Below are 23,973 nucleotides of genomic sequence, written 5' to 3'. Positions count from 1 at the left end.
GTTGACCGACTGTGTCAGGTAGGACGATACGAGGACGAAGCGCTCCGGCGAAGCGGGCACGCGCTCCAGCGGAACTAATCAGGTCAAATCATCCACCGGCCTCGGGTTTCGCTCCTGCGGAACGTAGGCCACGCCATCGAGCGTGGTGTCATCGAACCGGATGTCCCCGGTGAAGGTCGTGCCAGCAAAGGTCGTGAAGCTGCTGAAGCTGACTTGGCTGAACCAGGCATCACCGGCGAAGGTGGCCGCGACGAAGCGGGCGTCCCGGCCGAAGTTGACTCCTGGCAGCCAGGCGTCATCAGAGAAGTTCGCGCTGGTGAAGTTGGCGTCACGGGCGAACTCGGCACCGCTGAAGACCGCCTTCCCGCTGAAAGTCGTCTTGTCGAACCGTGCGTCACGACTAAACCGCGCGTCGCGGAATGAGGTGTTGCCGACGAAGGTTGTTTCGTCGAACCGCGCATCTCGGCAGAAGGTGACCTTGTCGAAACGCACGCTGTCGTTGAATGACGCTTCGGCGAACCACGCGTCGCGCTCGAAAGTCGCTCCATCAAAGCGGGTGCTTCCATTGAACGTGATTCCCAACAGCAATGTCTCACCTGTGAAGGTCGCATTGATGAAGCGAGCACCGTTGAGTTCGCAGTCGTGCAGCATGAGGTCGATCAGCAGCGCGCCGCTGAGGTCCAGGTCGATATCCGCCCAGAACTGCGTACCGTCGCTGTGGTCCGGCGCCAGGTGGTCGGTGAGGATGCGCTGAGCGGTGATTCGGACCTCGCGCTCCTGAAGCTCGCTTCGATACTCGTCGCGCGCATCCCTGGCTGCGTCCTGGGCAACGGGTTGCCCTGGCAGCTCGTAGGGCATGCGGAGATAGGCACTGATGACGTTGACGATCGTCTGGCGCCGCGGCGGATTATCTTGCGCCAGGCGGTCGAGTGCATACAGGCCCGCAAGCCTGGCTGGGGCCTTGTCCGAGCCGAGCTGTTCGACAGCCTTGTGGTACAGGTCGGTGATCCGGCGCTGCTCGGCATCATGGCGCGCGTCGTCGTTCGCCCTCTCCCTCAACACGAGGTCGTGGCGTTTGGTCGCGAGGTCGTGCTCGGCGGTCTGCTGGCGACGCGCCGCCAGCAGGAGGGCGATCGCCCCGCCCGCCCCGAGCACGATGGTCCCTACCGTGCGGATACTTTCCAGTCGCGCATTCTCGGCCTCGCCGCCGTGCCCATACAAGCCGAGCAACAGCCAGCAGGCACCCACCGCGAGACCCACCAGGCCCGCCGCGCACACGGCGATTGCGCGATTCGACAGCGCTCGTTGTCCTGATTCTCCCCCTGCCATCTTTCCAGGATCGCACTTTTCGGGCCCGCCAAAGAGAATCGGGCGGCCGCCTGCACGTTAAATGCGCCCAACCGAAATCTCGCCACCGATCGGAATCCGCCAAGCTGGTGAACACGCCGCGCATTAGCGTGAACCGCACACCACCTGAGTCACAGATCGAAACTGCCATAGCCAAGGCTGGCGCAACGTCTTCAACGAAGTCCTCGCCAGACACCCGCGGATCAGGCATTGATCGACAAGCTCGCAACAGAGACCCCGGAGCTGGTGGTGTCGACGATGACCAAAGCGGGGCGGCCGGGCAAGGTGTTCATCGACTGGAACCAGGACAATCCCGCCAAAACCACCATTGCCCCGTACTCGCTGCGCGGCCGCAACCGGCCAACGGTGCCCACCCCGATCACCTGGGACGAAGTCCACGCCTACCGCCACCCCGAACAGCTCGCGTTCACCGCCGACGACGTACTCGACAGGGTCGAGCGACTCGGGGATCTGTTCGCGGTGCTCGACGACAGCCGGGTGCCGCTACCGCAGCGCTGCCCCTGGCCCGATCAGCCAGGAACGTTGCGCAGGTCGTTGCCGTAGCTGTTGCGCTCGCCGATCGTGCCATCCTTCTTCCGGACGATGTGCTCGACCTTGCGTTCCTTAGCCGGTCGTGGTCGGCGGCACCACGCGCACCATCGCCGCGGCCGAAGTCGGCGGCCGGATCACCCTGCGCTCCATCGACAATCCGGAGCGCGCTGCCTCCCTCACTTTCGCGCTCCCGCTCAGGGATTCCGACGTCACCGATCTGCCCTACTCCGAGAGCACACAGACCGTCATAGCTTCTGTCCTGCTCCGGACCGACGAGGTGCCGGGGTGCAGGGGGCTGAAGCCGCCGAGCGGGAGGTACGGCACGAACGTGATGCCCTGGTTCGCGGTGAGGTCGACGCGCAGCGGTTAATCCGGTTCTGACCAAGCGATTTGTACGAGCTGACGATCGTTGAGGCGATCGACGGCAACAGCCCTGCCTGGCATCAGCGCGGACGGCCAGACCGACCGCAACAGCGGCCCTTCATGGAGGTCGCCGTTGCCTACCAGGCCGGGCGCGGCGCAGTCGAGGAGAGCGTTGAGCGTGGCCTCCTCAGTCCCGGAACCCGCCCCCTCGGTGGTGCGGGCGAGCACGATGTGCAGACCAACGTCCTTCGCTTGAGGCACGAACTTGCACAACGGTTCGAGTGGGTCGAGGCCTCGATGATGGATCGTGTCGTAGTCGTCGACCACGATGAACAGTTCGGGGCCGTTCCACCAGCTGCGATCCCTGAGCTGCTCCGCTGTGACGTCTGGGCCGGGCAGGCGCTTCTCAAGCGAGTCGCGAACGTCAGAGATCATCGAGCTCAACTGGTGGTGCGCCACCGCGTAACCAAGGAGATGCTCGGTCCCGAGGTAGCCGGTCATGGTGCGTCGGAAGTCGACCACGATGATGACCGCCTCTGTCGGACTGTGGCGATCTGCGATTCCGCGGACAATGGTGCGAAGAAGGTTCGTCTTGCCCGATTCCGCGCCCATGAACGCCACGAAGTGCGGATCGTTGTCGAACCGCCAGCACACCGGTTGTCCGTCCTGATCACCGATACCGAAAGGTACGAGCCTCGAGCCCTGCTCCGGGTCGTTGGGAACGATGTCGGCGTAGGGCACTAATGCCGGAAGAGCCGTCAGCGTTCGGATGATGTCCGACGGCAACTTGTCGAAAGGCACCTGCCGGGGCGCCTCGCCAAGGGTGAACATCGCCGATTCGAACCTGGCGTGCGTGGAGAATATCGCGGAGTCGAACCGAGCTTTCCCGGTGAACACCGCTGCGGTGAATGCGGCGTCGCTGCTGAACGTCGCCGACTCGAACGAAGCAGATCCCTCGAATACCGCTTCGGCGAACTCTGCCGTCCCGGTGAACCGCGCGAGCGCGAACGTGACGTCGCTTCCGAAGGCTGTCGAACCGAAAAGTGCGTCGCCGACAAAGGTCGCGGCCCGGAACGTCGCGGATCGAACCCTGCACTGGCTGAGATCGAACTCGAGGACACTCGCACCGGACAGATCCAGGTCCATGTCGCGCCAGAACCTCTCGCCGTCATCGGGGCGCAGGTGCGTCCGCAGGATTACGGCCGCCGCCTGACGTGCCCTGCGTTCGCGCTGCAACCTGTGGCCGTCGATGTGGTCCGCTGTGACGTCATCGGCCGCGTCGGTGAACATTCGCAGGTAGGCACACAGGACGTTGACGATGGTCTGCCGCTGGCCCACGTTGTCCTGGGCCAGTCGCTCCAGCGCGTACAGACCGCCCAGCTGCACCGGGATCTTGTCTGAGCCGAGTTGGTCGACAGCCTTCGTGTAGAGCTCGGTCAGCCTCCGCTCGCCGGCGTCGAGACGAGTGTCCGCGGCCATCCGCTCTTGCAGAGCGTGCGTTCGTTCCACCGCGAGCTGGTCGAGATCCTTCTGCTTCAAGGCGATCTCGGCCGAACGTTGACGTCGCGCGGCCAAGAGCAAGGCCGCCGCTCCTCCAGTGCCCACCACGATGGTCCCCGCGGTCTTGATCGCTTCGAGCTGGTTACGCTGCTGCGCGTCGCCGTGCCCGTACGCCAGCAGCAGCCACACAGCCACCCCGGCGCCGAGCAACACGATCACCACAGCCGCCGCCCAAATCGCCCTTACCGACAAGACCGTGTACGACACGGCATGACGTTCGGCCGACGACGCCGCCGGCTCCGTCACGTCGTCGCCGCTCCCCCAATGATCAACCATGACATCGACCCTAAGCCCGGATCCCTATGTGACGCCAGCGCACCCGACGTCACATAGGGAGCTCACGCAAGATCGATATGTCACGAGCAGCGAGAACCTACATGATCCGCCGCGCGTCGCTTCAAATCCGCCGCCCGCCGCAGACGCGACAACCGTCAGCCGAACATCCAGGTGATCACGGCACATTACGCCAACTCTGATAGCGGCCATCCGCGCACAAATGACGAAACTCCTGAATTGACCAAGATCAACATGTCAAGCCGCCGCGAGTGTCGGCAGCCGACGACAACTCCGGGTGCGCCCGAACCGCCGCCTGGCAGTCCGGCCGGTTTCGAGATTCGGGCGGATCCGAACCCGCTGAAATCTGGCATTGCCCCGGTGATCGGCACATTCGCGTGAGCTTTCCACCGCCGCTGCCAGTTACGTGTTGTCCGGAGCCAATGTTCGGCGGTCTGACCTCGGCACCGAACAACGCCACCCCGCTACACATACGGCAGGGCATTGATCCCCGAGGTTGTCCAGACGACCTTTCACGCCGGTCATACGCGCCGATCAACGCGCAGCCACCATCAAGAAGAAGGAGTACCTGTCATGCTCATACAACGCACCCGCCCAGCCACCCGACACCGCGGAAAGGTCGCCGCCGCGATCGCCGCGGCGGCCGTGGCCACGCTCGTCTCAGCGGCACCATCCGCGGTCGCGGCGGATCCCAGCACCCAGTTCGGCCCGCTCAGGTACGGCGCGAGCTACGCCCTCGGCCACATCCGCTGGCACCTGCGGTCCGTCGACGTCGACTATTCGATCAAAGCCTACGGCTGCCGCACGTTGTGGGCGTTCGGCTACGACCGCAGCGGCCTTCCGCAGGGAGCGGCGAGCGCGACGGTCTGCGACCGCACCTACACCGGCACTATGAACGTCCCGGTGGACGTGCCGGGCGGCGCGTCCAGGGTCTTGCTCCAATTCGACGACGAGAACGGAGTCACCCGCGCCCAGGAAACCAAGACACACCCGTGATCATGGCGCCGCATATGGCTCGGGGACAACGCACCTGACGAGGCTAACCCAGCACGTCGGGACCTTGAGCTAACCACCGAGCAGGCACGACGAACACCTGTGTCGGCCGCGGAGACCGCGGCCGACACAGGCTCACACCCAGGCTCGCCACTGACTCTGAGCACATTCCGATCAGAACGCGGTCAGCATAGAAACAGGTGAATGCTCATCATGCACACGTTCCACGCCCGCCCAGCCACACGCCGGCGCACCGCAGCCTTGCTCGCGGCCGCCGCGGCCACGCTCATCTCAGCGGCACCGTCCGCAGTCGCGGCGGATCCCACTCTCCCCTTCGAGATCATCAAGGGCACGGCCCACCTGCAGGGAACCGTGAGATGGCACCAGCGCTCCGTCGACGTCGATTACGTCCTCAAGACCAGTTCCTGTCTTCGGGTGTCTATAACCGCGTACACCGCGAGCGGCGTGCCAGGAGGAACCAGTACGACTTCCCCGCTGTGCAACGGCACCTTCTCGGGAACCGTGAATGTCTCCGCGCCTGGCACTCCGGTCTCCGTGCGCGTCTGCCTCAGTGACGACGTCACAGCCGACGCGTGCAGGGACCTCAAGCACCCATGACCGTCACATGACGCCACACCACGCTCGAAAATCAGGCACGCTCTGACGACTAGGGGGCTGGTTCGGGTGCTGCATCTACGCTGCCGCTACAGGCTGTCCGTCACGGACGTGGAGCCGCCGGTTTTCGCAGCAAGGACAATGTCGCGATCTCGCGCTGGACGAGGGGAAATCATGAAACGCACACTGAAGGCATTCCTGGCCGCCGCGGTGGCACTGCTCCCGATGGCGACGATCACCCCGGGCACCGCCGCGGCCCGCGGCGTAGGCGAATGCTCGTGGACGCAGGCCACGCTGCCGCTACCCGCTGGGACGTCCTGGGCCGACGTCTCGGCCGCCGCGAATGGCGGCTGGGTCGCGGGCAGCGGGTCCCACGGCAACGCGATCCGCTGGCACAACGGTGTGGCCGAAGACCTTGGCCGGGCATTCGGCCAGCAAACCGAGGTAAACGACATCAACGCCTCGGGCACCGCGGTCGGAATGACCTATGCCGACAGCTTCGAAGACGACGCGGTCGTCTACCGGGACGGCCGGTTCACCGCTCTTCCCATACCGCCGGGCCACCGGACGGCACGAGCACTCGCCGTCAACGACACGGGTGACATCGTCGGGACCGCACGCGGCGACGGTAGCAGTTTCGACATGACAATCTGGCCGGCCGCCGCGCCTGGCACAGTGCTGACAATCAACCCCGATCCCACCCTCTACGGCGATGTCAGCGCTGTCGAGATCGACGAGCAGGGCCGCATCCTGCTCCGCGCGTCGACTTTGCGGACCGACTACTTCGTGCGGTACCCGGACGGGACGATGACCAAGCTCGCGCTCGGTACCAGCTACGTCAACGGGTTCCGCAACGGCCGCATCGTGGGTGATTGGTACGAGAACGACGACTTCGTGACCGCCGAATGGGACCTGACCGGCACCGTCGTCAGGCGACTGGACACCTGGACGAACGAACCCGCCATCGATTCCGGCACCCGCACCACCGGCATCTACCGGACCGCCGACGATGACTACGCGCTCGGGGTCTGGGAAAGCGGGGTCCGCACGCACACCCTGCTCACCAGCCCGGACTCCAACGACGTCCGGCGGCCGGTCCTCACCGACGACGGCGTCATCGCGACCACGATCGGCTCAACCGGTGCGACCTTCCGCCACAGCTGCCCCGCATAGCCCGGAATTCCTTCCCACCGTCGGTCGAAAGCCCGTTCCTGACAAAACGACAGCACCCACACCTGGAGCCAACCGAAATGATGGTGGCCTGACCGGTTCCGGCAGGCCATCGCGTGGTCGGCTCGAGAACGCCATAACGGGGCCAGCCCACAACGTTCGACGCCTCGGGTGGCTGTATCGGCTGCCGCACCCACACAGCCACAGGCCCCACGCAGCAGCAGCGACGAACCATGCAACAGAGGTGCACCGCAAGCTCGACCCTGGACAGCGGACCGGCACCTCCGGAAAATCGGCAACCGGACCTGAAGAAACCTGGGGGCAGCTTTGCCACGCGCTGAACAACCGCTGGACATGAACGGCTCCCCGCTCGCCGAATTCGCGGCCGACCTGCGGCATCTGCGCGAACAAGCCGGCAGCCCGCCCTACCGCGAACTCGCCCAGCGAGCAGGCTTCGCCCCCTCGACGCTGTCCGATGCCGCGGGCGGGCGGCGCCTGCCCAGCCTCAAAGTCACCCTCGGCTACGTCCAGGCGTGCGGAGGCGACACCGACAGCTGGGAACAGCGCTGGCACGCCCTCGCAGCCGACCTGAGCACCGTGGCCTCACCCGACGAAGACGACGGCGCCGATGCCCCGTTCATGGGGCTGCGTGCCTACAACACCGCCGACGCCGAGTGGTTCTTCGGCCGCGAACGTCTCGTTGACGATCTCGTCGGCAGACTCCAGCGGCAACGCTTCCTCGCGGTGTTCGGCCTTTCCGGGGCGGGAAAGTCCTCGATCCTGCGGGCGGGCCTGATTCCTCGGCTAACCGGTCCCGTTGCCGCGTTCACGCCCGGCGCCCACCCCCTCGATGCCCTAGCTGGCCAGCTCGCCGCGCTCTCTGGAAGCGCCGAGGCCGATGTCCGCGCCGAACTCACCGCCACAGGAGCCCTCCGCTGGCTGCTGGCGCACGCTGACGCCGAGGTCGTGCTTGTCGTCGACCAGTTCGAAGAGCTGTTCACCCTCTGCCACGACGAGAGCGAACGAGCGCAGTTCATCAAAGCCCTGCTCACCGCGACCACCGACCCCGTCACCCGCTGCCGGGTCGTGCTCGGCGTTCGCGCCGACTTCTATACCCACTGCACGCTCAACGCCGACCTCGCCGTAGCGCTGCAGGACGCCCAGATCACAGTCGGCCCGATGACCACCGACGAACTCCGCCGCGCCATCACCCACCCCACGCGGCAAGCCGACTGCACCATCGAAAGTGCGCTCCTCACCACACTCATCGCCCAGGCCAACGGCCAAGCCGGAGTATTGCCGCTGCTTTCGCACACCTTGCTCGCGACCTGGCGCCGACGCCAGGGTAATCGGCTCTCACTCGCCGGATACATCGCAACAGGTGGCATCGACGCCGCGCTCGCGCAAACCGCAGAAGCCATATTCAGCAGCCTGTCCGAGCACGAACAGCACATCGCCCGGGATCTGTTCCAGAGGCTGACCGCACTCGGCGAAGGCACCGAGGATACCAAACGCCGCATCAGCCTCAATGAAGTCGACACCACGCCCGCCGTCCACGCCGTCGTCGAACAACTCACCAACGCACGGCTGATCACTCGCGACCATGACTCGCTCGAACTCACTCATGAATCGCTGATCAAAGCGTGGCCACGATTGACTAGATGGCTCGCCACCGATCGTGAGGGCCAGCGGCTGCACCGCGAACTCACCAACGCCACAACGACCTGGGAGCAACACGACCGGGACCCCGGCACACTACTCCGCGGCACACGACTCGCCCTGCTACATGACTGGGCCACTAACAGTAGAAACCTGAGCGCCGCAGAACGGATATTCGTCGACACGAGCGCGGCTACGGAGGAGCGTGAACGCGCAGCAAAAACACGCCGTACCCGTCGACGGCGACAACTCACTAGCCTGTTCGTCATCGTGGTTCTGTTGGCAGGCGGTGCAATCTTCTACGCAATCAGCGCGGAAAAAGTCGCCACGCAGCAGCGCACGACCGCGCAGATACTTCAAGTTATCAAGGACATGCCGGAACTGAACCGGACCAATCCAGCACTGGCCGCTCAACTCAGCCTGGCGATCCATCAACTCCAACCCTCAGCAGTCACAAATGACGTCCTCACCTCTGCTGCGGCAGCGATCAGCCCCACCACGCTAGCAAGAGGTCCCGCCGCCGTTGGTCCAAACAATTACGCACTCGCTCAGAATGGTCAGGTTCTCCTGGTTTCCAATCCTTTCCAAATATGGATCAGATCCGAGAACCAGATGTCCTTGGCATACTCAGGCAAAACCATTAGCGAAGTTAGCATTAACCGCGACGGAAAGATTGCAGCAACCCGCGATGGCACCAAGGTGACGATCTGGAATCTTACCGACCCTTTCAAGCCTCGCGAACGTGACACCATCGACATAGGCGACCACCCAGGACGCATCCACTTGAGCCCCAATGGAAATATACTCACCACTCCATCGAGAACCGCTATCTCTCAATTCGCTTCGAAATTTTGGAATATATCCGAAAGCGCAAGCGCTCGACAGATCGGTGAAATTGAGTCCGCGCATGTAATTGCGCTCTCCGATAGCACTGCCACAGTCAGCCTTGGGTCGTGGTCCTCGAGCCTCACAGAACACGTGCAACTATGGAACTTTGACCAAGGCAGTCTCCATGCAGCCGGCAGACTGCCTGATACAGGAACACTTGGTAGATACAACATGACAATGACGCCTGGCACGCCAAGTCTTGCCACCACATCATCAGAGCCCAATAAAACCATCATCTGGGACATCGTCAACCCTGACCATCCGCGCGAGATAGGCGCATTAGAATTGGATTCCTCGCCCGCCAATGTTATAAGCGGGACCGAGTATACGCTAGCCATGCAGACAGGCGGTGGTCAAATCGCCATCCGAGATCTGAAAAATCTATCAGCGCTTCCTCGGCACACCCTCGACTTCCCACGCCAAACTGGCGACCTGATATCGCTAGCATACGAATCAGAAAACAGAGCACTCATCGGCGTTGCAGCCATCAACCCAGACTCGACCCTGACGGTCTACCGATGGCCTCTCATCTCAAACGAAGCGGCCGCCGTCGTCTGCAAAGCAAAAACAACAACTATTACAACCTCAGACTGGAGCAGATACCTCCCCGGCATCCCCTACCGGCGGCCATGCGGTTGACCGATGCAGCCACGCACCATTACCGGCACAGATTAATCGACGTCAGAACCTCAATCCCGTCGGTGAACTACTCGATCAACACCGCAACCTCATATTACTCGGCAAGCACCAGCCCTGATCCCGACTCGGGACTTCTCCTCGACATGCCCCGCAAGCAGATGCGCGAAATCGCGGAGTTCGCAGCGCTCAGCGACTACCTACCTCCGCCGGCATGCGGGTACGGCTCGCACTCGGCGTCGTGACCGCCATCGAGCCTGAGATCCTCATCAGGATTGAACACGGCCAGGTCCTTTGCTCGCCTCGAGGAGAGACCTCGAGGTCGCGATGACCAGGGGATGCCATGCCAGCGCAGCGCCCTCGTGGGCGGCACACAGCGGAGCCCTGGTCGCGGTCAACTGAAGTTGACGAGGATGGCCCACTTAGGCCGCAGAACGAGGAGGACGTTGATCAACCCATCAGCAGCGCTCTGATGGCGATACTGAGTACGCGCGGGAGCAGAAAAGGCGCTGGGGCGAAGCGAAAGCAGTCGCAGCAACACACATGACGATGGCGACAATCCAGGCGCTCACGACGAACAGAAGGGGCGAGAAGCGAAGATCGTTTATGGTGCCTGCTGGCCGCGGGCACGACCATCGCGGTCCGCATAAATACCGTTGCCCGTGTACAGATCAGACTGAACGCTGCAGCGGACGTAACTCGGTTGGGGCTGACACTCCGACGGCCTCTCGGCGCTTCGCTAGCCCGGCAGGGTGAGTTCGTCGATCGCTGGCTCCGGACCGTCATTCGCGACCGGTCTTACGGGCGCTGTGCGAGGTTTGCGAGCGGCGCTGTTCACCCCGACTCGTCTTCGAGCGCCGTGTGGATCCACCACCCGTGCAACCCCTGGATCGGCTCGTCGGAGCTATCGGACTCAGCCTCCGGGGCCGCCCGCTCTGCGGCGAAGCGAGCGTCGTCGGGCCGGTGGGCGGCTGTGTATATGCGTTCCAGTTCGCGCCACATCTGGACTTCAGCTCGCCGGTCGCCGACCTTCGCGAAAGTCAAGCCGGCAGCGACGAACGCTGTCACGGTGTCGTCGAACCAGCCCGCCTCCCGGAACACCACACCCAGGTTGCGCCACGTTTGCGCCTCGCTGCGCCGGTCACCGCGTTCTCCAAAGGCGGCGCGGACAGCCAAGAAGACGTCGATCGCTTCGCCGGGCTCGCCGATCCCGTGTAAAGCGATCGCCAAGTTGCCCCGCGCCATGGCCTCACTGAGCCGGTCACCGATGTCACGGAAAATCTCGACCGCGGCAGTGTGCGCGCCGATGGCCCGTCCATGATCGCCCAGTCGATGGAGCGCGGTTCCCGCGTTGCTCTGCGCCGCCGCCTCGCTACGCCGGTCGCCGAGTTCCCGGAACAGGTCGATCGCGCAGTGATGCTGGTACACGGCTCCCCTGAAATCGCCCATTCCCTGCATCGCCAAACCCAGGTAGTCGTACACCCACCCTTCAACGGCCAAGTCGTCGAGGAGGATACGGCCGGCCAACCGGGCGGTGTCCAGGTTGCTGACAGCCTCCTTGAACCGGCCGGCCTCGATCAGGGCGGCTCCCAGGTTCACGATCGCCTGCACTGTCCCTCGCCGGTCGCGCAACCGTCGGACCGCCCGGTCGGCGATCTCCGCAATGGCGACCCAGTCGGCCACTTGACGTCGCCAGGCCAAGAAGCCCGACAGAGCGGAAGCCAGATCCACCGCACGGCGGTCCCGCGAGGTTTCGTCGGCCACGGCCACGGCGGCGACCAGACACGCCCGTTCCGCGTCCAGCCAGGCCAGTGCACTGCTCCACCCATCGAACGGGCTTTCCACCGGGGACGACGCGTGCGAGCGAACCGTTGCCATCCAGCCCAGAGCGGCCCGCGTCGTGCTGAGGTAGTGGCCGAGCACCCGGTCGGTCGCCGCGGCAAGGTCGACCTCCTCGATCCCGAGGTCGGCGACGGCGTACCGGGTGACGGCGAGCCGCAGCAGGTCGTGGAACTCCCAGCGCTTCGGGCCGCCAAGCAGCAGGTGGGCGCGGGTCAGCACGCGCAATCGCACCCGTGCCACCGCCTCGTCCGCGCCCAGCACCGCCGCCGCAGCGGGCAGGCTGGTGTCCGGGCCGGGTGCGATGGTCAGCAGGCAGAGCAGCCGGGCCGCTTCCAGGTCGCGGGTGCGCAACCGCTGCCAGGACGCCAGAAACGCGGCGGGCACGCCGCCGGCACCGTCGTCCAGCACGGCCAGCCGGGTTCGTGTGTCGGCCAGGTCGGCGGTGAACTCCCCGACGGACAGGTCCGGTTCCTCGGCCAGGACACCCGCGGCGATCACTACAGCCTGGGGCAGCCGACCGCACCACCGCAGGACCTCCGCGACCGCGCCGGTCTCGGCAGCGGACCGGGGATCGGTCGGCAGTCCTCGGTCGCGGGCACCTTTGTCCAGCACCGCGTGCACCAGCTCCGTCGCCTCGGCGGGCGCCAGCACGCCCAGGTCGACTCGGCCGACGCCGGTCAGCGGCAGGGTGTCGCGAGACGTGATCAGTACCCGGTGGACCCGCGCAGCCATGGGTGTAGGCAGCAGGTCAAGGACCTGCTCGGGGTCCGCGGCGTTGTCCAGCAACAGCAGCACCCGTTCGTCCCGGGCGGCCAGCTCGTCGAGGTGCCGGTGGTAGGCGGCGGGCTACTGGGCGGCGTCGGACGGAATCCCCTCGGCCGGCACGCCCAGCGCCCGCAACACCGCCGCGAACACTTGACCGGGCCGCACCCGGTTCGCCGCGACGAGCTCGTACCCGCGCAGGTCCACGGACACCGCACCGCCCCGAAACCAGTCCCGGCCCACCGCTTCCGCCGCGGCTTGCCGGACCAGCGCGGTCTTGCCGATGCCGCCCATTCCCTGAACGACGCTGGTGGGCGGGCCAGGAGCGCCGTCGGCCAGAGCAGCGGCCAGTCGCTCGAGGTACGGCCCCCGGCCCACGAACACGTCGGCGCCGGGGTCGGCGTGGATCGCGGTCACCACCGCGCTGCTCCCGGCGGCAGCCAGCAGGTGGATGTGCTGAATGTTGTGGTCGCCGACTTGAACGCCGCGCCCAAACCGGGCGTCGACCGCCGGTCGGTCCGGATCCTCGGTCGGTCCGGTCACCGCGGTGCTGGCGGACGGAGGTTCAGCGTCATCGAGTTGTGGTCGCCGACCTGTACACCCTGCGACTCTCGGACATCGACGATGAACTTCCCGCTGGCCCGGTCGAGCAGCGTGCGAGCGGCGGCGACCAGCTCGTCATCCGGTTCGAGCACCGCTCCGTCGAGGGCCCGGGCCAGCTCGTCCCGGATCCGCTGCTCCTTGCCCGGCGCGGCGTCATCGTGGGCGGCCTCCTCGAGTTGCTCGGCTACTTTCGCCCCGAACCGTCGGCGCGCCCCGTCGACCAGGCCGGCGTAGGCGTCCTTCACCGCCAGCGAAGCGGTGTCCTTCGCCCCGGCCGCCGCACCCGCGGCCAGCGCGGCGGCCACCACGTCCAGAAGATCCCCCAGCATCGCGCCTCCCTACGCTCCAACGAGGCTCCAATGTGCCGGGAAAACCACCCCTCGACCAGGCCGCTCTCTCGAGGTCACCACTCGTCAATCACTGCTCCCGCAGGTCTGCGTAGTTCAACAGCGCGTGGTCAACCTCGGGCGTTCATCAGCATGACAGTGCATCAGGTGTCAGGTTGCGGATGTCTAGGCTGGGGCCCGCGGCCACTACGCGGATCTTGAGCAGTCCTCACAAACCGTTCATGATCGAGTAATGGCTGCACCCGTCTTCACCTGCCCTACCAAGCCAAGATCACGAGCCTGCCACTGGAGTACTAGGCCAGTTCGTTGACCGTTTTGCCGTCCCCGTCCAGGATCTTGATGGTCGGCCGGTCGTTCTCGTCGACCTGGAGCACGATTCGCGGACGCCCTTGGGAATCGCACAACGCCAGCTGCGCGCCGAAGGTGGTGTGGCAGCCGAAGAGCGCGCGCGGCGTGGCGCGGACGCTGGGCCCGGCGTCGGGATCCGGAATGCCGTTGATGGTCAGGCCCGCGCCACCCACGCCGTCCTTCGCGGACAGGCTGAGGGTGATCCCGTCCACCGCGTGCGGATAGTCGAAGGCGATGCGGCCGCCGGTGGGATGGACGAGCAGGCCGCCCTTTTCGTCACCGGTCTCGTCGTTGAAGATCAGATAGGAGCCGTTCTCCGGCCCGGAGCGCCGCTCGGGCGGGTAGGTCTGGCCGTCGATGATCAGCGGCGGCTTACGGCTGTCGAGCAGGAACCGCTGCCGCCCTCGCTTGTCCACCACAGTGAACGACGGGCTCACCTGGCGCTTGTCCTCCACCGTGGAGTCCACAGTGGACTCCGCCGCGCCCGCGGTTCCACCGGCCAGCAATGCGCCACCAGCGGTCGCCGCCATTCCGAAGGCCGCCCGTCGCCCGAGATCCCCTGCCATCGCCCAGTCTCCTCAAGTCGGTTGCCCGGACGCTAGCAAAGATCATCACGCGATGTGACAGATAGCCAATACCTGTCACTCGCCTGGAGTAGTCTGGTGGCAGGCACGGAGCGAGGGTTGTGGTGACCAGCGCTTTCTTCTTGATGGTCATCTCGGCGTAGCGTCGACACAGTTTTCTCATCGTCTGTCAACGCATACGTCGGAACACCGCCGATCCGCCGCAGCGTCGTGTCCGAACAGGCCACGATCGTCGCCAGTCCCGACCGACGCGGAACGCACGGCGAAGCGGCATCGACAGTTCGTGCGGGACCGGCTCGGTGTGAGGTACGAGGCGGCGACACGGGTGCGGGAGGTTGCCGAGCAGGTCATCGGGGTCAGGATCCGGTCGCCGCCTGAGCCGCCCGTTCACCGGTAGCACGGAACACCGACGCGGAACACCGGAAGTTTCCTCTGTCGGTGCGGCCGGAAGGTGGTGGAGGGTCGGCTACTCGGCGGGGTTTCGCGGTGTCCTGGGGAGGAGAGCGCACGGTGGGGTTCGGGGTCGCGAAGAGGCAACAGGCGATGGTGTCGCACCGGATGAGCTTCTGGGGACGCCTGACCGAGACCTCGACTGTGTCATGGAAGTACCAGGGCCGCGCTTGGGAGGTGGTGCGGCCGGACGACGGGCAGCCTGCCGTGCGGAGTTCGATGGAGTGCGCGGTGTGCGGGAAGCGCCTGACGTTCGCCGTGCGCAGCATCGCGGCCACCATGCGCCGAAGAGCCTGCTGGCGGGCATTGGTCTGGATCGCCGGGCCGCTGGTCCCTCTCGGTTTCGTCGGCGTCGTCGTCGGTCCGGACACCATCGGCCTGACCCTCACTTTTGTCGCGATCGCGGCCTTGTTCGTCGGCGGGAGCCTCTGGTGGGTCGGCGGTGAGGGCATGAGCAGCGACGTGGGTGTCACCGGGCACCGCAACGGGTGGCCCGGAAACCTGGCCAAGCACCAGATCGTGCTGGCCGAGGCACGCCCGGACGACCAACCCGAACTCGTCTGCCCGAAGTGCGGGCACGAGGAGGAGTACCGGTGGGGCGGCCACCTGCGGCCGAGCTTCGTGAAGGAGCAGTACGAACAGGCCCGGGCGCGGTTCGAGCGGCACACCTGCCGGTAGTCCACGCCGGGGTCGGGCGCTACCCCAGCGGCGCGCCGGGCGGGAGACGATCGGCACCTCGCTGAACCCCGAAGCTCTGCCCCGTGGCCCCGTTGGTTACGCAACACGTTCAACGGGAAGTACCCGGCGTTCCACAACAACCTGGGACGCTGGTTCACCGAACATCCCCTGCACGACGGTGAGACCATCTGGCTGCTGTCCAAGATGTGGGGGCGGCAGACCGGCCACACCCTGGATCGCCTGCTCGAGTTAGCCCCCACCGGACTGTTCAGCGACCGCGCTGTTACCTGACGTTGAGGAAAGTCGGCCGCGACTGGCAGGGCAGCTATGCGCTCAGCGGCATGTGCGGACGTTCGACGTGGCAGTTCGCTGATAGCAGGATGTGTTGCTGACGGCCGGAGCGGTCCTGCAGGCTGTGTCCCATGGTTGGTTCGGTGGCGGTGTTGTCCGATATCCACGGTGTTCTCCCGGCCCTGGAGGCTGTGTTGGACGACCCCGATGTGGCGGGCGCCGAGCGAATCGTGCTCACCGGCGACATCGCCGCCGGGCCACAACCGGTGGAGGTGCTCGACCGGCTGCTTGACCTCGGCGACCGCGTCACCTGGGTGCGCGGCAACGCAGACCGGGAACTCGTTGCTCTCGCGCGTGGAGGCACCACGGACATCCCCGACCCCATCGCCCCGTGGGCGGCGGCGCAGCTCAGCCGTGACCACGTCGACTGGCTCGCCCAGCTGCCGCACCCGGTGACTCTGGCTCTCGATGGCTTCGGCGATGTCGTGTTCTGTCATGGAACACCCCGCGACGACGACGAAGTCGTGCTCGTCGACACGCGCCTCGACCGCTGGGCTGAGGTGCTCGCCGACCTGCCCGACCAAATCACGACCGTCGTCTGCGGACACACCCACATGCCGTTCCAACGACTCGCTCACGGGCGCCAGATCGTCAACCCCGGCAGCGTCGGCATGCCCTATGGTCGTCAAGGCGCGCACTGGGCACTGCTCGCGGATGGCGTGGTGTCACTACGACGCAACACATTCGATCCGCACGCGGCGTGCGCCGCCATCTGCAGCCGGTCGTCCTACCCCGATGTCGCCGAATGGGCCGACTACTTCATCCACGCACGCGCGAGCGATGCCGAGGCCATCAAGACCTTCGGACCACGAGACGGCCGCTGATACTCCGTTGCCCGCCGTCGACATCCCCTATTCGGCATGAGCGGATATTCCTGGGAGATAGTCGCGGCAGCCGGCGCTTCAGCCAGCCAGCACCAGACACGACTGCGGCGATGAGACGCATGTAGGTTCTCGCCGCTCGTGACATGTCGATCTTGTGCGAGCTGGGTGTTCTCGGTCGTCTCACGGTGACGTCACCATGATCATTCTCAAACTCTTGGCATTTCCTCGGCGGGGGGCCTGACGGCTGCGGCGACCGGGCAGCGTGGTCTGGTCCAACTGCCAGCTCGAATGTCCTCATCGCGGCATGAGCGTGCGTTCACAGGAGTCATCGCACGCAACGTCCTTCTGCGTTGGCTACCTCGATCCATGCCGTACGCATCGACGAGTGGTTGCGGTGTCGCTGCTCGTGGCAGCACGGACAGGACGCCGCCGCGGCCGACGTCACCTGCGCCGGCAAGTTCGCATGTCGCGTTCAGCCACGGCGTGCACACTGCCTCGGCGTGCCGTTGGCCGGGCTGGAAGCGGCGATCGCCGTGCCCGCTGTGTTCGAGCGGTTCCCGATGACCGTCGCGACCTCACCGGATGCCTTGGGGCACCTCGATTCCAGCATCTTCAACGGATATCGCACGCTGCCGGTCTCGTTGAATGAGGATTGACCCCGCTCACCGTTCCTCGGCCGCGGGGGCTTGCCCTGGAGCCGGGGTGAGCAGGGTGTTCACAATGGTGTCGGCGTAGTCGCTGGTGATCGGCTCGCCGGTCACCAGCAGCCGGTACCAGAGCGGGGCGACCAGCATGTCGTCGTAGAGTGCGGGGTCGCAGGCTCCCAGCTGCCCGGCTTCCTGTGCCTTGACGAGCCGGGCACGGTTGATCGTGGCCAGCGCGGTGTGGACCTTGCCCTGGATCATGGTGGCGAGTTCCGTGTCGAGCTGGGCCGAGCCGATCACGCCCGAGACGATCTGGCCGTGCCGTTCGTCGGCGAAGACCTCGGCGAGGATGCGCAGCCAGGTGCGCAGGTCGGCCGGGGCGTTGCGTGGCACCTGGTCCGCGGTCAGGCAGCTGCTACAACGGCAGGGTCAGCTGTGCTGGCTACTACGGCACGTTCAAGGCTGGCTCGTACGCCATGGTCGCCACGTGGGACAACAGCGGCGACGCATACGAATGCTTCGGCATCGCCACCGATCGCACGATCTGGCACGCCTGGCCCGGCTCGGGTGGCTGGAAGCCGATGCCTGGTAACGGCCACGCCGACGATGCCTACAGCATCTACCAGGACTCGTTTAGACGCATCGTCATGGTCGCCATACCGAACGCCCCTCGGCCGTTGTGGTGCCAGGATTACACCCGAAGCACCGGCTGGACCGGGAAATGGTACGAATGCCCCTGACCGAACGGCCGGTGCCACCACGCTGGGGCACCAGGTGCCGCATCGCCACGGCCGGATGCTCGCGCCGAATTAGCGATACCATCGAGTCGGCATAGTGCAACAGCGGGTCAGGCTGAGCACCTGCCTCGAGCTGTTGTTCACGACCGATGAAGTCCCGCGCGACAGGAGCAGCTGACGCGGGACCGGAAACCCACTCCCCTGTACGCCGTTGCACCTATCAGGCCATCTGTTCTCACGCCGTCGCTCCCCTCCGCACCAACCAAACGTGCTCGGCTGGCTCGACCAGCCGTGTACTTGCGCAGCAACCTCGTCGAGGTTATCCACACCCACACACGGACAGGTCGCCTCGGTGTCGTGCGCGCATCGGGATGCCAGGCTCACCGCCGTGCATGACGGCTTGCTCCGAATTGTCAGGATTCAACTGCCCCGCCGTCACGATCCGGATGCCAGCACGCAGCAGCCGCGTCGTACATGGTGAGTCCTGGTCTCAATGAACTTGTAGGCGCGACGTGGACGTCCGCTCATGCCGACGAGGGAGTCACGCTGAACGCCGCCGGGTTTGAGCTAACGGCTCCCGTGGTACTGACCACCATCATTGCTGTCCCGCTTTGGAGGGTGCTCATGCAGATCCAGGTCAACACCGACCACAACATCCATGGTGGCGAAGGGCTGGCCACCTATGTGACCACCGACCTGGAGAGCGGCCTGTCCCGGTTCAGTGGATGGCTGACCCGGGTGGAGGTACACCTCAGTGAGGACGGGAACGGCAAGCCGGAAGACAAGAAGTGCACGATCGAGGCGCGGCCCGGAGGTAAACAACCGGTCGCGGTCACCCACCATGCGACTACCGTGGACGACGCGTACGCCGGAGCGGCGCAAAAATTGGAGAGGGTGCTGGAGTCCCAGTACACCCGTGCCCATGACCACAAGGGCAGCGACAGTATCCGTCACATGCCCGCTCCGGACGACCCGGAGCAGGTCGGTGTGATCGAGGATCAGCCTCGGATCTGAACAAGGCGACACCGAACCCCGAGCGACCGGCCAAGATTCCCGGGTCGCTGAATCTCGTGCCATAGACGTATTCTTGTGCCGAACAGGTCACTTCCGTTGTGCTGTAAGCATCTGCGGGTGGCGGGCCGCGCGTCCAAAAATCAAATCCGCGTCAATATGGCAGCACCGAGTTCCTCGGGTAATGCCGGAGCTGGTGGCGGCTACGCTCGGGAAGCCGGACAACCTGCGGCTGTGCCGCCCCAACCTTTCCCACCGATCCGGTATCCGGTCACCATGTCGGTTCCGATCCGCACGAGGTAGCCGCACTGGGTCCCGCGGCTGCGGCCAAGCGGCCGCCAATGCCTCCATGTCGTGCGCCTGGTAACCAGCTTGGAACGCGGTCCCTGCGGTCAGCAGTTCATCGGGTTCACCTCGTCGTTCTTGTTCTCCGTCGCCGGGCTGGTGCAGAACGAGTAGCCGCCTTTGAGGTCGTCGATCGAGGTCTGGTCGCGGGTGCCGATCGTGTACGACTCTTGGATGATGCTGCCGAGCACGGCGGTGCGCGGGTAGCGGTAGATCTCCCAGGCGGGGAATTTGTCCGCCTGGAGCGTCGCCGCGTAGGTATTGCCGGACGGCCGCAGGGTGACCTTGCCGTTGATGCGGCCGAGGAAGTTCGACCACGAGTTGACCGCGGACACGGAGACCTCCAGCGAGCCGTCGGACTGCTTGAGCACCGAGACGTAGTTGACCGGGGTCTTGTCGGTGTCGCCGTAGGCGAGTGCGTTGCCGACGAACTGGATCGGGTGCGCGTCGCGGCAACCCGCGACCCACGGGCTGGGCAGGTTGGACCCGCCGATGACGCAGGACTGGTGCACGTACACGCCGATCTCGCCGGTCTTCGTGTCCCAGGCGACAGCGATCTTGCTCGACGCGTAGGGGTTGTTGTCGAAGCCGCGGTGGTCGCCGATCAGGTCGGTGAACGTGTCCTTGTTCCTGATGTAGCCGCGCGCCACCACGATACCGCGATCGGTCGACGGGGACACCGAGGTCTCGGCCCGTTTGTCACCGTCGTCGGGCGCGGTGTCGAAGTAGCGGTTGCGGGCGAGCAGGTGCCCGTAGTTGTTCTCGTAAGGCCAGGCGCGAATGCCCGCCCACGGCCACTTGCTCTCACCGCCGTAGCGGGAACCGGCCACGATGTAGTTGGTGCAACCCCCGAAGACGTACTCCTGCGTCCAGGTGGTCTTCGTGCCCAGTCCCCATTGCTGGAGCTTGTAGTCGCTCAGCGGCGCCGGGTCCTCGCCGCACCCTGGCGCGGCATAGACGTGATAGTCGTCCGCGCCGGGCACCGGATCCCATTTCAGGGTCACTGCGTATGGCATCGCCGGATCGGTGGTGATGACCAGGTTCTTCAGCCCGGGCAACGCGGCTACCGTGGCTCCTGTAACCGGCGATCCAGCGCTGATATGGCCCTCGCCACGCATGGTCTTGACGTAGAACTCCATCCGATGGCCCGCAGGCAGCAGGTCGGAGATCCAGCTGTCGGCGCCGATCGGCAACATCGCAGGCGCGAACGCCTGGCCGACTGTGGCGTCGCGTTGAAAGAACTGGTAACCCGCCGCTCCGAAGACGTGAGACCAGCTGATCTTCACCTTGTCGCCCACCGGGGTCGCACTGATTGTCGCGGGCGCACCGGGCGTCAGGTTCGCGGGCAGCGAGCTCGGGATCGCTCCGTATGCGCTGCCGACCGAGAACCGCGTCGCCAGTGCGTCGCCGAAGGCTTTGGCGATCACGTACTCACCACGCACGTTCGGGTGCAGGCCATCGTAAGTGTCGCGGTTCTCGTCGTACGGAGTGTCGAGATCGGCGAGAGCGACCGGCGAGGCCGTTGTCGAAATGTTTGCGATCTCGGCGGCCAATAGCGAGTTGTACGAGGAAATGATCTGCGGCAGCGTTGGCGAGGACCCCAGCGGCGTACGGTGAACGACGTTCGCGACCACGACCCGGATACCAGGCTTCGCGGACCGGGCGTTCGCGATCAGCCACTTCAGATCGTTCAACACGCCGGCTGGCCCGTTGACACCCCACCCGAGGTCATTGAATCCGAGTTCGACCAACAGGTAGTCCGGCGTATGGGTACGAACCTGGGCCGCGATCACGTCCTTCGCCTGGTGCATCTGCCAGCCCCATTGCGCGAGGTGCTGGCTATCGAAGCTCACGCCGGGCCGGTACGCGCCGTCGCGCGACGGAGGGTTCGGCACGTCCGGCCAACCGGGCGGATAGGACGCGGGCAGCACATCCGTGCCGGTCCACGGTCCAACGAAATCGACCCCAGCGCTTGTTCTGCCTAAGTGCTCTGCCAGCCGGTACCGCCAGGTGTAATCACCCTCGTGCCCTTGGCTGATCGAGTCACCGACCACCATCACCCTGGCGCCTGTGGCACTGGCGACGGGAACCACGGCGGACAACATCACGGCGACCACGCTGAACATCAACACCAACCGTCTGAACATGGTGTCCCCCTTAGCTCTCGTGCGTTACCTGGGGTGGAAATACCGTGCTCTGCCAGTGCACTCGCCGCGGTGCTGCACACTCAGATAGCCCGCCACCAGGTCGTCCAGGACGACGGCGCCCGGGCACACGCACGAGGGTGGGCGCTGTGGAGGGCGTTGATCACCCTGGACGATCCGCGCCAATCGCAGACCAGCGCACGGGTGATCAGCGAGCTCCTCGCCGAGCGGGCTTAAGGATTCTGGCAGTACGCCAGCGAGCTGGCGATGTTCTCAAAGTGGTACCTGGGTCCCCCTGACGTGCCCATGTAGTCGCCGACCGGCCAGCTCTTGCCCGCCAGATCGCGGTTGAAGTTCTTGTGCTCGTACAGGCACCAGGTGTACCCCGTGCGGTTCCACACCGAGGAGATCTGGTCGTTGAACACATAGCCGCCGATCGCCTTGCTCAGATCGGGCGAACCCCACTCGAACTTCGCGAAATGCCCCGTCCCGTCGTTGTTCTCCCACACGCAGAAGTAGTTGTTGGGACACTGGCCATACGACTCCACGGTCGCCGCCGCGACCCCCGGCACCACGCTCGCCGCCACGGTCGCGAGCCCTGCGGCCATGGCCATCCGCTGCCAAAAACGCATCTTCTTGCCTTCCTGTCAAAGTCTTCCGCCGCGACAATGCCAGTGCACCCGCCCAGATTCCGCCCAGGCTGTGACCTGCGGGAAAACCGCCCCGAACCAGCCCAACGCGGAAGGCCGGCAGCTCAACCGACGGCGCGAACATCCGCTATGCCGCAGGTCGCGCGGTGTCGTGCCGAGGGAAGCGGGGTCAGCCGAAGTCGTAGACCGTGGTGGGGATGTCGTTGGCCAGCAAGGTGCAGGCGATGATGGGTTCGATGCGTTCCCAGCGTCCGCCGGCGAGGCCGCAGCCGATGCGTGGCATGTGCACGCTGGTTCCGAGTCGTCGTGCGTGGCCGGCGACGTCTGCCAGGCAGCCGGCGACGGCGTCGTAGCGGATCGGTGGACCGCTGCTGCCGGTGCGCATGCCGTGCTGGGCGACCATATTGGCCACCCACGTATCGAGGCGGACTTGGATCAGCTGAGTGGCACCGAGTCCGAAGTCGTTGGCGGCTCGCGCGCGATGCCAGGCCCGGTAGGCGCGTTCGGGTTCGGGCCACCGTGTCGAGATGGCCAGCACGAAGCCCTTGCCCCATCCGCCGAGATCGTTGCAGACATGCGCGATGATCTTCGGCCCCGCGGCCTGGGGACTCGTCGCGTCACCCTTGATGACCCGTAGCGCCTGCACCCCGTGATGCTTCCAGCGGCACGCGCACCTGTCGACCGGGTTTCGCGCTGGCCGTCAACGCGTTCTCGCCCGCGACGCGGATGCCGGATTCGCTGGTGTGGCTCAGTGCCGGTTGAACGCGCAGGTGCAGTCGTGCTGCCACGGTGTCGACGAACCAGGACATGAACTCGTCGTTCCTACCTGGGTTCGCGTGGACGGCATCGCACCAGTCCTGCCGGTTGAGCACGGCCAGATACCGGCGCACGATCTCGTCGCGCTCTTCGGTGGTGTATCCGCAGCGCTCTGTGGGCTTGGTCGCCATGTGGTCGGTGATGAGCGCGGTAGTGAGGTACCTGTCCGTGGTCGGTGCCTGCCTGCCGAGGCGTGTTCCGTGCGCGGCGAGGACGGGGTGGGAGGAGGGGAAGGCAACGCACACGAGGGTTTCATTGGGATTTCATCGCTGCTCACTACGTTCGCCGGAGATCTCGGCTGATATGGGGAGTGGTCATGGCTTCTGCGGGTCGGAACCACATTGGGCGGCGGTTGTGGACGCTGTTGCGGGTGACGGCGGTGGTCGTGCTCGTAGCGTTGGTCGCGTCGCTGACGCGGGCGGTGGCTCTGCCACCGTCGTCGGAGGCGGCACCGCCGAAGGAGGTGCCACGCGACCTGCCGGTGTTGTCGACACCGTCGGTGCCATCGCGGGACAAGTCCCATCAGGTGCCTGAGGCGAAACAGCCGAAGGCCGACTTCAAACGCCTGGCACCAGCCGGGGCGGCCGCCCGAAGATCGGCCGCGGCGCCCGAGACCAGCTTGGTCGGCCCGGTCGACGACGCCGTGGTGGGCACCGAAACGCCGATGCTGCAGGTCGCGGCGGTCGGCGACGAGGTGCTGTACTGCTTCAAAGTGTCCACCGGGTTCGACGGCCGTTCGGGCAGCGTGGTCGACTCGGGC

The 23,973-nt window shown here is 65.5% G+C and carries 22 protein-coding genes and 1 pseudogene; 12 read left to right on the top strand and 11 right to left on the bottom strand.

Translation table 11 applies throughout. The annotated features are described in order from the left end of the window. Nucleotides 1-78 precede the first annotated feature (78 nt). Nucleotides 79-1,329 carry a pentapeptide repeat-containing protein gene (locus tag ACFV15_RS31625; RefSeq protein WP_378354880.1) on the bottom strand — a complete coding sequence of 417 codons (1,251 nt, stop codon included), beginning with the start codon at nt 1,327-1,329 and terminating at the stop codon, nt 79-81. Nucleotides 1,330-1,506: 177 nt separating this feature from the next. Here ACFV15_RS31625 and ACFV15_RS31620 point away from each other — a divergent pair, with 177 nt between their 5' ends. Then, the gene (locus tag ACFV15_RS31620; protein WP_378354913.1) at nt 1,507-1,911 is read left to right on the top strand and encodes a hypothetical protein; all 405 of its coding nucleotides are present in this window, start codon (nt 1,507-1,509) and stop codon (nt 1,909-1,911) included. Between the two features lie 354 nt (nt 1,912-2,265). Here ACFV15_RS31620 and ACFV15_RS31615 read toward each other — a convergent pair whose 3' ends face one another. Next, complete coding sequence (locus ACFV15_RS31615; RefSeq protein WP_378354878.1) at nt 2,266-4,098, bottom strand: pentapeptide repeat-containing protein; 1,833 nt, start codon at nt 4,096-4,098, stop codon at nt 2,266-2,268. Between the two features lie 591 nt (nt 4,099-4,689). On the opposite strand from ACFV15_RS31615, the gene ACFV15_RS31610 reads away from it, so the two are divergent. The 5 genes and pseudogenes from ACFV15_RS31610 to ACFV15_RS31590 all read left to right on the top strand — a co-directional run. After that, entirely contained in the window at nt 4,690-5,112 is a 423-nt protein-coding gene (locus tag ACFV15_RS31610) for a hypothetical protein (RefSeq protein WP_378354876.1), read from the top strand. 201 nt (nt 5,113-5,313) lie between these two features. Continuing rightward, on the top strand, nt 5,314-5,727 hold the full coding sequence (locus tag ACFV15_RS31605; RefSeq protein WP_378354874.1) for a hypothetical protein: 414 nt from the start codon (nt 5,314-5,316) through the stop codon (nt 5,725-5,727). Between the two features lie 171 nt (nt 5,728-5,898). Continuing rightward, on the top strand, nt 5,899-6,897 hold the full coding sequence (locus ACFV15_RS31600) for a hypothetical protein (RefSeq protein WP_378354872.1): 999 nt from the start codon (nt 5,899-5,901) through the stop codon (nt 6,895-6,897). Between the two features lie 351 nt (nt 6,898-7,248). Next, nucleotides 7,249-10,080 (top strand): helix-turn-helix domain-containing protein, encoded by a 2,832-nt coding sequence (locus ACFV15_RS31595; RefSeq protein WP_378354870.1) that lies wholly within the window; start codon nt 7,249-7,251, stop codon nt 10,078-10,080. A 128-nt stretch (nt 10,081-10,208) separates the two neighbouring features. Beyond that, a pseudogene (locus ACFV15_RS31590) lies at nt 10,209-10,348 on the top strand (ABC transporter ATP-binding protein); the annotation flags it as partial. 563 nt (nt 10,349-10,911) lie between these two features. On the opposite strand, the gene ACFV15_RS31585 reads toward ACFV15_RS31590, so the two are convergent. The 4 genes from ACFV15_RS31585 to ACFV15_RS31570 all read right to left on the bottom strand — a co-directional run bounded on the left by ACFV15_RS31585 (nt 10,912) and on the right by ACFV15_RS31570 (nt 14,545). Then, nucleotides 10,912-12,714, bottom strand: coding sequence for a tetratricopeptide repeat protein (locus tag ACFV15_RS31585; RefSeq protein ID WP_378354869.1), 1,803 nt, complete (start codon nt 12,712-12,714; stop codon nt 10,912-10,914). 51 nt (nt 12,715-12,765) lie between these two features. Next, nucleotides 12,766-13,098, bottom strand: a complete 333-nt coding sequence (locus ACFV15_RS31580; protein ID WP_378354867.1) for an ATP-binding protein — start codon at nt 13,096-13,098, stop codon at nt 12,766-12,768. Nucleotides 13,099-13,220: 122 nt separating this feature from the next. Further along, nucleotides 13,221-13,613, bottom strand: coding sequence for an RIP homotypic interaction motif-containing protein (locus tag ACFV15_RS31575; protein WP_378354865.1), 393 nt, complete (start codon nt 13,611-13,613; stop codon nt 13,221-13,223). A gap of 311 nt (nt 13,614-13,924) precedes the next feature. Further along, nucleotides 13,925-14,545 carry a hypothetical protein gene (locus ACFV15_RS31570; RefSeq protein WP_378354864.1) on the bottom strand — a complete coding sequence of 207 codons (621 nt, stop codon included), beginning with the start codon at nt 14,543-14,545 and terminating at the stop codon, nt 13,925-13,927. Between the two features lie 528 nt (nt 14,546-15,073). Between ACFV15_RS31570 and ACFV15_RS31565 the strand changes: the two genes are divergently transcribed. The 3 genes from ACFV15_RS31565 to ACFV15_RS31555 all read left to right on the top strand — a co-directional run bounded on the left by ACFV15_RS31565 (nt 15,074) and on the right by ACFV15_RS31555 (nt 17,522). Then, nucleotides 15,074-15,691 carry a hypothetical protein gene (locus tag ACFV15_RS31565; RefSeq protein ID WP_378354863.1) on the top strand — a complete coding sequence of 206 codons (618 nt, stop codon included), beginning with the start codon at nt 15,074-15,076 and terminating at the stop codon, nt 15,689-15,691. 422 nt (nt 15,692-16,113) lie between these two features. Continuing rightward, nucleotides 16,114-16,866, top strand: coding sequence for a metallophosphoesterase family protein (locus ACFV15_RS31560; RefSeq protein WP_378354861.1), 753 nt, complete (start codon nt 16,114-16,116; stop codon nt 16,864-16,866). Nucleotides 16,867-17,366: 500 nt separating this feature from the next. After that, a complete protein-coding gene (locus tag ACFV15_RS31555) occupies nt 17,367-17,522 on the top strand; it encodes a hypothetical protein (protein ID WP_378354859.1) in 156 nt (51 codons plus the stop codon). A 6-nt stretch (nt 17,523-17,528) separates the two neighbouring features. Here the strand turns inward: ACFV15_RS31555 and ACFV15_RS31550 are convergent, their stop codons facing one another. Then, nucleotides 17,529-17,903, bottom strand: a complete 375-nt coding sequence (locus ACFV15_RS31550; RefSeq protein ID WP_378354858.1) for a TetR-like C-terminal domain-containing protein — start codon at nt 17,901-17,903, stop codon at nt 17,529-17,531. On the opposite strand from ACFV15_RS31550, the gene ACFV15_RS31545 reads away from it, so the two are divergent. Beyond that, nucleotides 17,897-18,250 (top strand): hypothetical protein, encoded by a 354-nt coding sequence (locus tag ACFV15_RS31545; RefSeq protein WP_378354856.1) that lies wholly within the window; start codon nt 17,897-17,899, stop codon nt 18,248-18,250. The genes ACFV15_RS31550 and ACFV15_RS31545 overlap by 7 nt on opposite strands. 621 nt (nt 18,251-18,871) lie before the next feature. Beyond that, nucleotides 18,872-19,261 carry an HPF/RaiA family ribosome-associated protein gene (locus ACFV15_RS31540; protein ID WP_378354854.1) on the top strand — a complete coding sequence of 130 codons (390 nt, stop codon included), beginning with the start codon at nt 18,872-18,874 and terminating at the stop codon, nt 19,259-19,261. A gap of 389 nt (nt 19,262-19,650) precedes the next feature. Here the strand turns inward: ACFV15_RS31540 and ACFV15_RS31535 are convergent, their stop codons facing one another. From ACFV15_RS31535 to ACFV15_RS31520, 4 genes are all read right to left on the bottom strand, one after another. Continuing rightward, a complete protein-coding gene (locus ACFV15_RS31535) occupies nt 19,651-21,750 on the bottom strand; it encodes an SGNH/GDSL hydrolase family protein (RefSeq protein WP_378354853.1) in 2,100 nt (699 codons plus the stop codon). A gap of 230 nt (nt 21,751-21,980) precedes the next feature. After that, entirely contained in the window at nt 21,981-22,379 is a 399-nt protein-coding gene (locus tag ACFV15_RS31530) for a peptidase inhibitor family I36 protein (RefSeq protein ID WP_378354852.1), read from the bottom strand. Between the two features lie 187 nt (nt 22,380-22,566). After that, on the bottom strand, nt 22,567-23,043 hold the full coding sequence (locus ACFV15_RS31525) for a macro domain-containing protein (RefSeq protein WP_378354850.1): 477 nt from the start codon (nt 23,041-23,043) through the stop codon (nt 22,567-22,569). Then, on the bottom strand, nt 23,015-23,458 hold the full coding sequence (locus ACFV15_RS31520; protein ID WP_378354849.1) for a hypothetical protein: 444 nt from the start codon (nt 23,456-23,458) through the stop codon (nt 23,015-23,017). Before ACFV15_RS31520 ends, ACFV15_RS31525 begins: the two co-directional genes overlap by 29 nt. Before the next feature lie 71 nt (nt 23,459-23,529). On the opposite strand from ACFV15_RS31520, the gene ACFV15_RS31515 reads away from it, so the two are divergent. Then, nucleotides 23,530-23,973: hypothetical protein (locus ACFV15_RS31515; RefSeq protein WP_378354847.1), on the top strand; the 444-nt coding region annotated here is incomplete at its 3' end.

Source organism: Amycolatopsis sp. NPDC059657 (assembly GCF_042734395.1).
Taxonomy (GTDB): Bacteria; Actinomycetota; Actinomycetes; order Mycobacteriales; family Pseudonocardiaceae; genus Amycolatopsis.
The sequence above is the reverse complement of the archived record's forward strand: the minus strand, read 5'-3'. Positions and strand labels throughout refer to the sequence as shown.

What these genes read in the sequence shown, in the direction of transcription:
- ACFV15_RS31570 (WP_378354864.1), bottom strand. Translation starts at nt 14,545, where the DNA reads ATGGCAGGGGATCTCGGGCGACGGGCGGCCTTCGGAATGGCGGCGACC.
- ACFV15_RS31625 (WP_378354880.1), bottom strand. Translation starts at nt 1,329, where the DNA reads ATGGCAGGGGGAGAATCAGGACAACGAGCGCTGTCGAATCGCGCAATC.
- ACFV15_RS31530 (WP_378354852.1), bottom strand. Translation starts at nt 22,379, where the DNA reads ATGCGTTTTTGGCAGCGGATGGCCATGGCCGCAGGGCTCGCGACCGTG.
- ACFV15_RS31575 (WP_378354865.1), bottom strand. Translation starts at nt 13,613, where the DNA reads ATGCTGGGGGATCTTCTGGACGTGGTGGCCGCCGCGCTGGCCGCGGGT.
- ACFV15_RS31595 (WP_378354870.1), top strand. Translation starts at nt 7,249, where the DNA reads ATGAACGGCTCCCCGCTCGCCGAATTCGCGGCCGACCTGCGGCATCTG.
- ACFV15_RS31615 (WP_378354878.1), bottom strand. Translation starts at nt 4,098, where the DNA reads ATGGTTGATCATTGGGGGAGCGGCGACGACGTGACGGAGCCGGCGGCG.
- ACFV15_RS31610 (WP_378354876.1), top strand. Translation starts at nt 4,690, where the DNA reads ATGCTCATACAACGCACCCGCCCAGCCACCCGACACCGCGGAAAGGTC.
- ACFV15_RS31560 (WP_378354861.1), top strand. Translation starts at nt 16,114, where the DNA reads ATGGTTGGTTCGGTGGCGGTGTTGTCCGATATCCACGGTGTTCTCCCG.
- ACFV15_RS31605 (WP_378354874.1), top strand. Translation starts at nt 5,314, where the DNA reads ATGCTCATCATGCACACGTTCCACGCCCGCCCAGCCACACGCCGGCGC.
- ACFV15_RS31540 (WP_378354854.1), top strand. Translation starts at nt 18,872, where the DNA reads ATGCAGATCCAGGTCAACACCGACCACAACATCCATGGTGGCGAAGGG.
- ACFV15_RS31535 (WP_378354853.1), bottom strand. Translation starts at nt 21,750, where the DNA reads ATGTTCAGACGGTTGGTGTTGATGTTCAGCGTGGTCGCCGTGATGTTG.
- ACFV15_RS31600 (WP_378354872.1), top strand. Translation starts at nt 5,899, where the DNA reads ATGAAACGCACACTGAAGGCATTCCTGGCCGCCGCGGTGGCACTGCTC.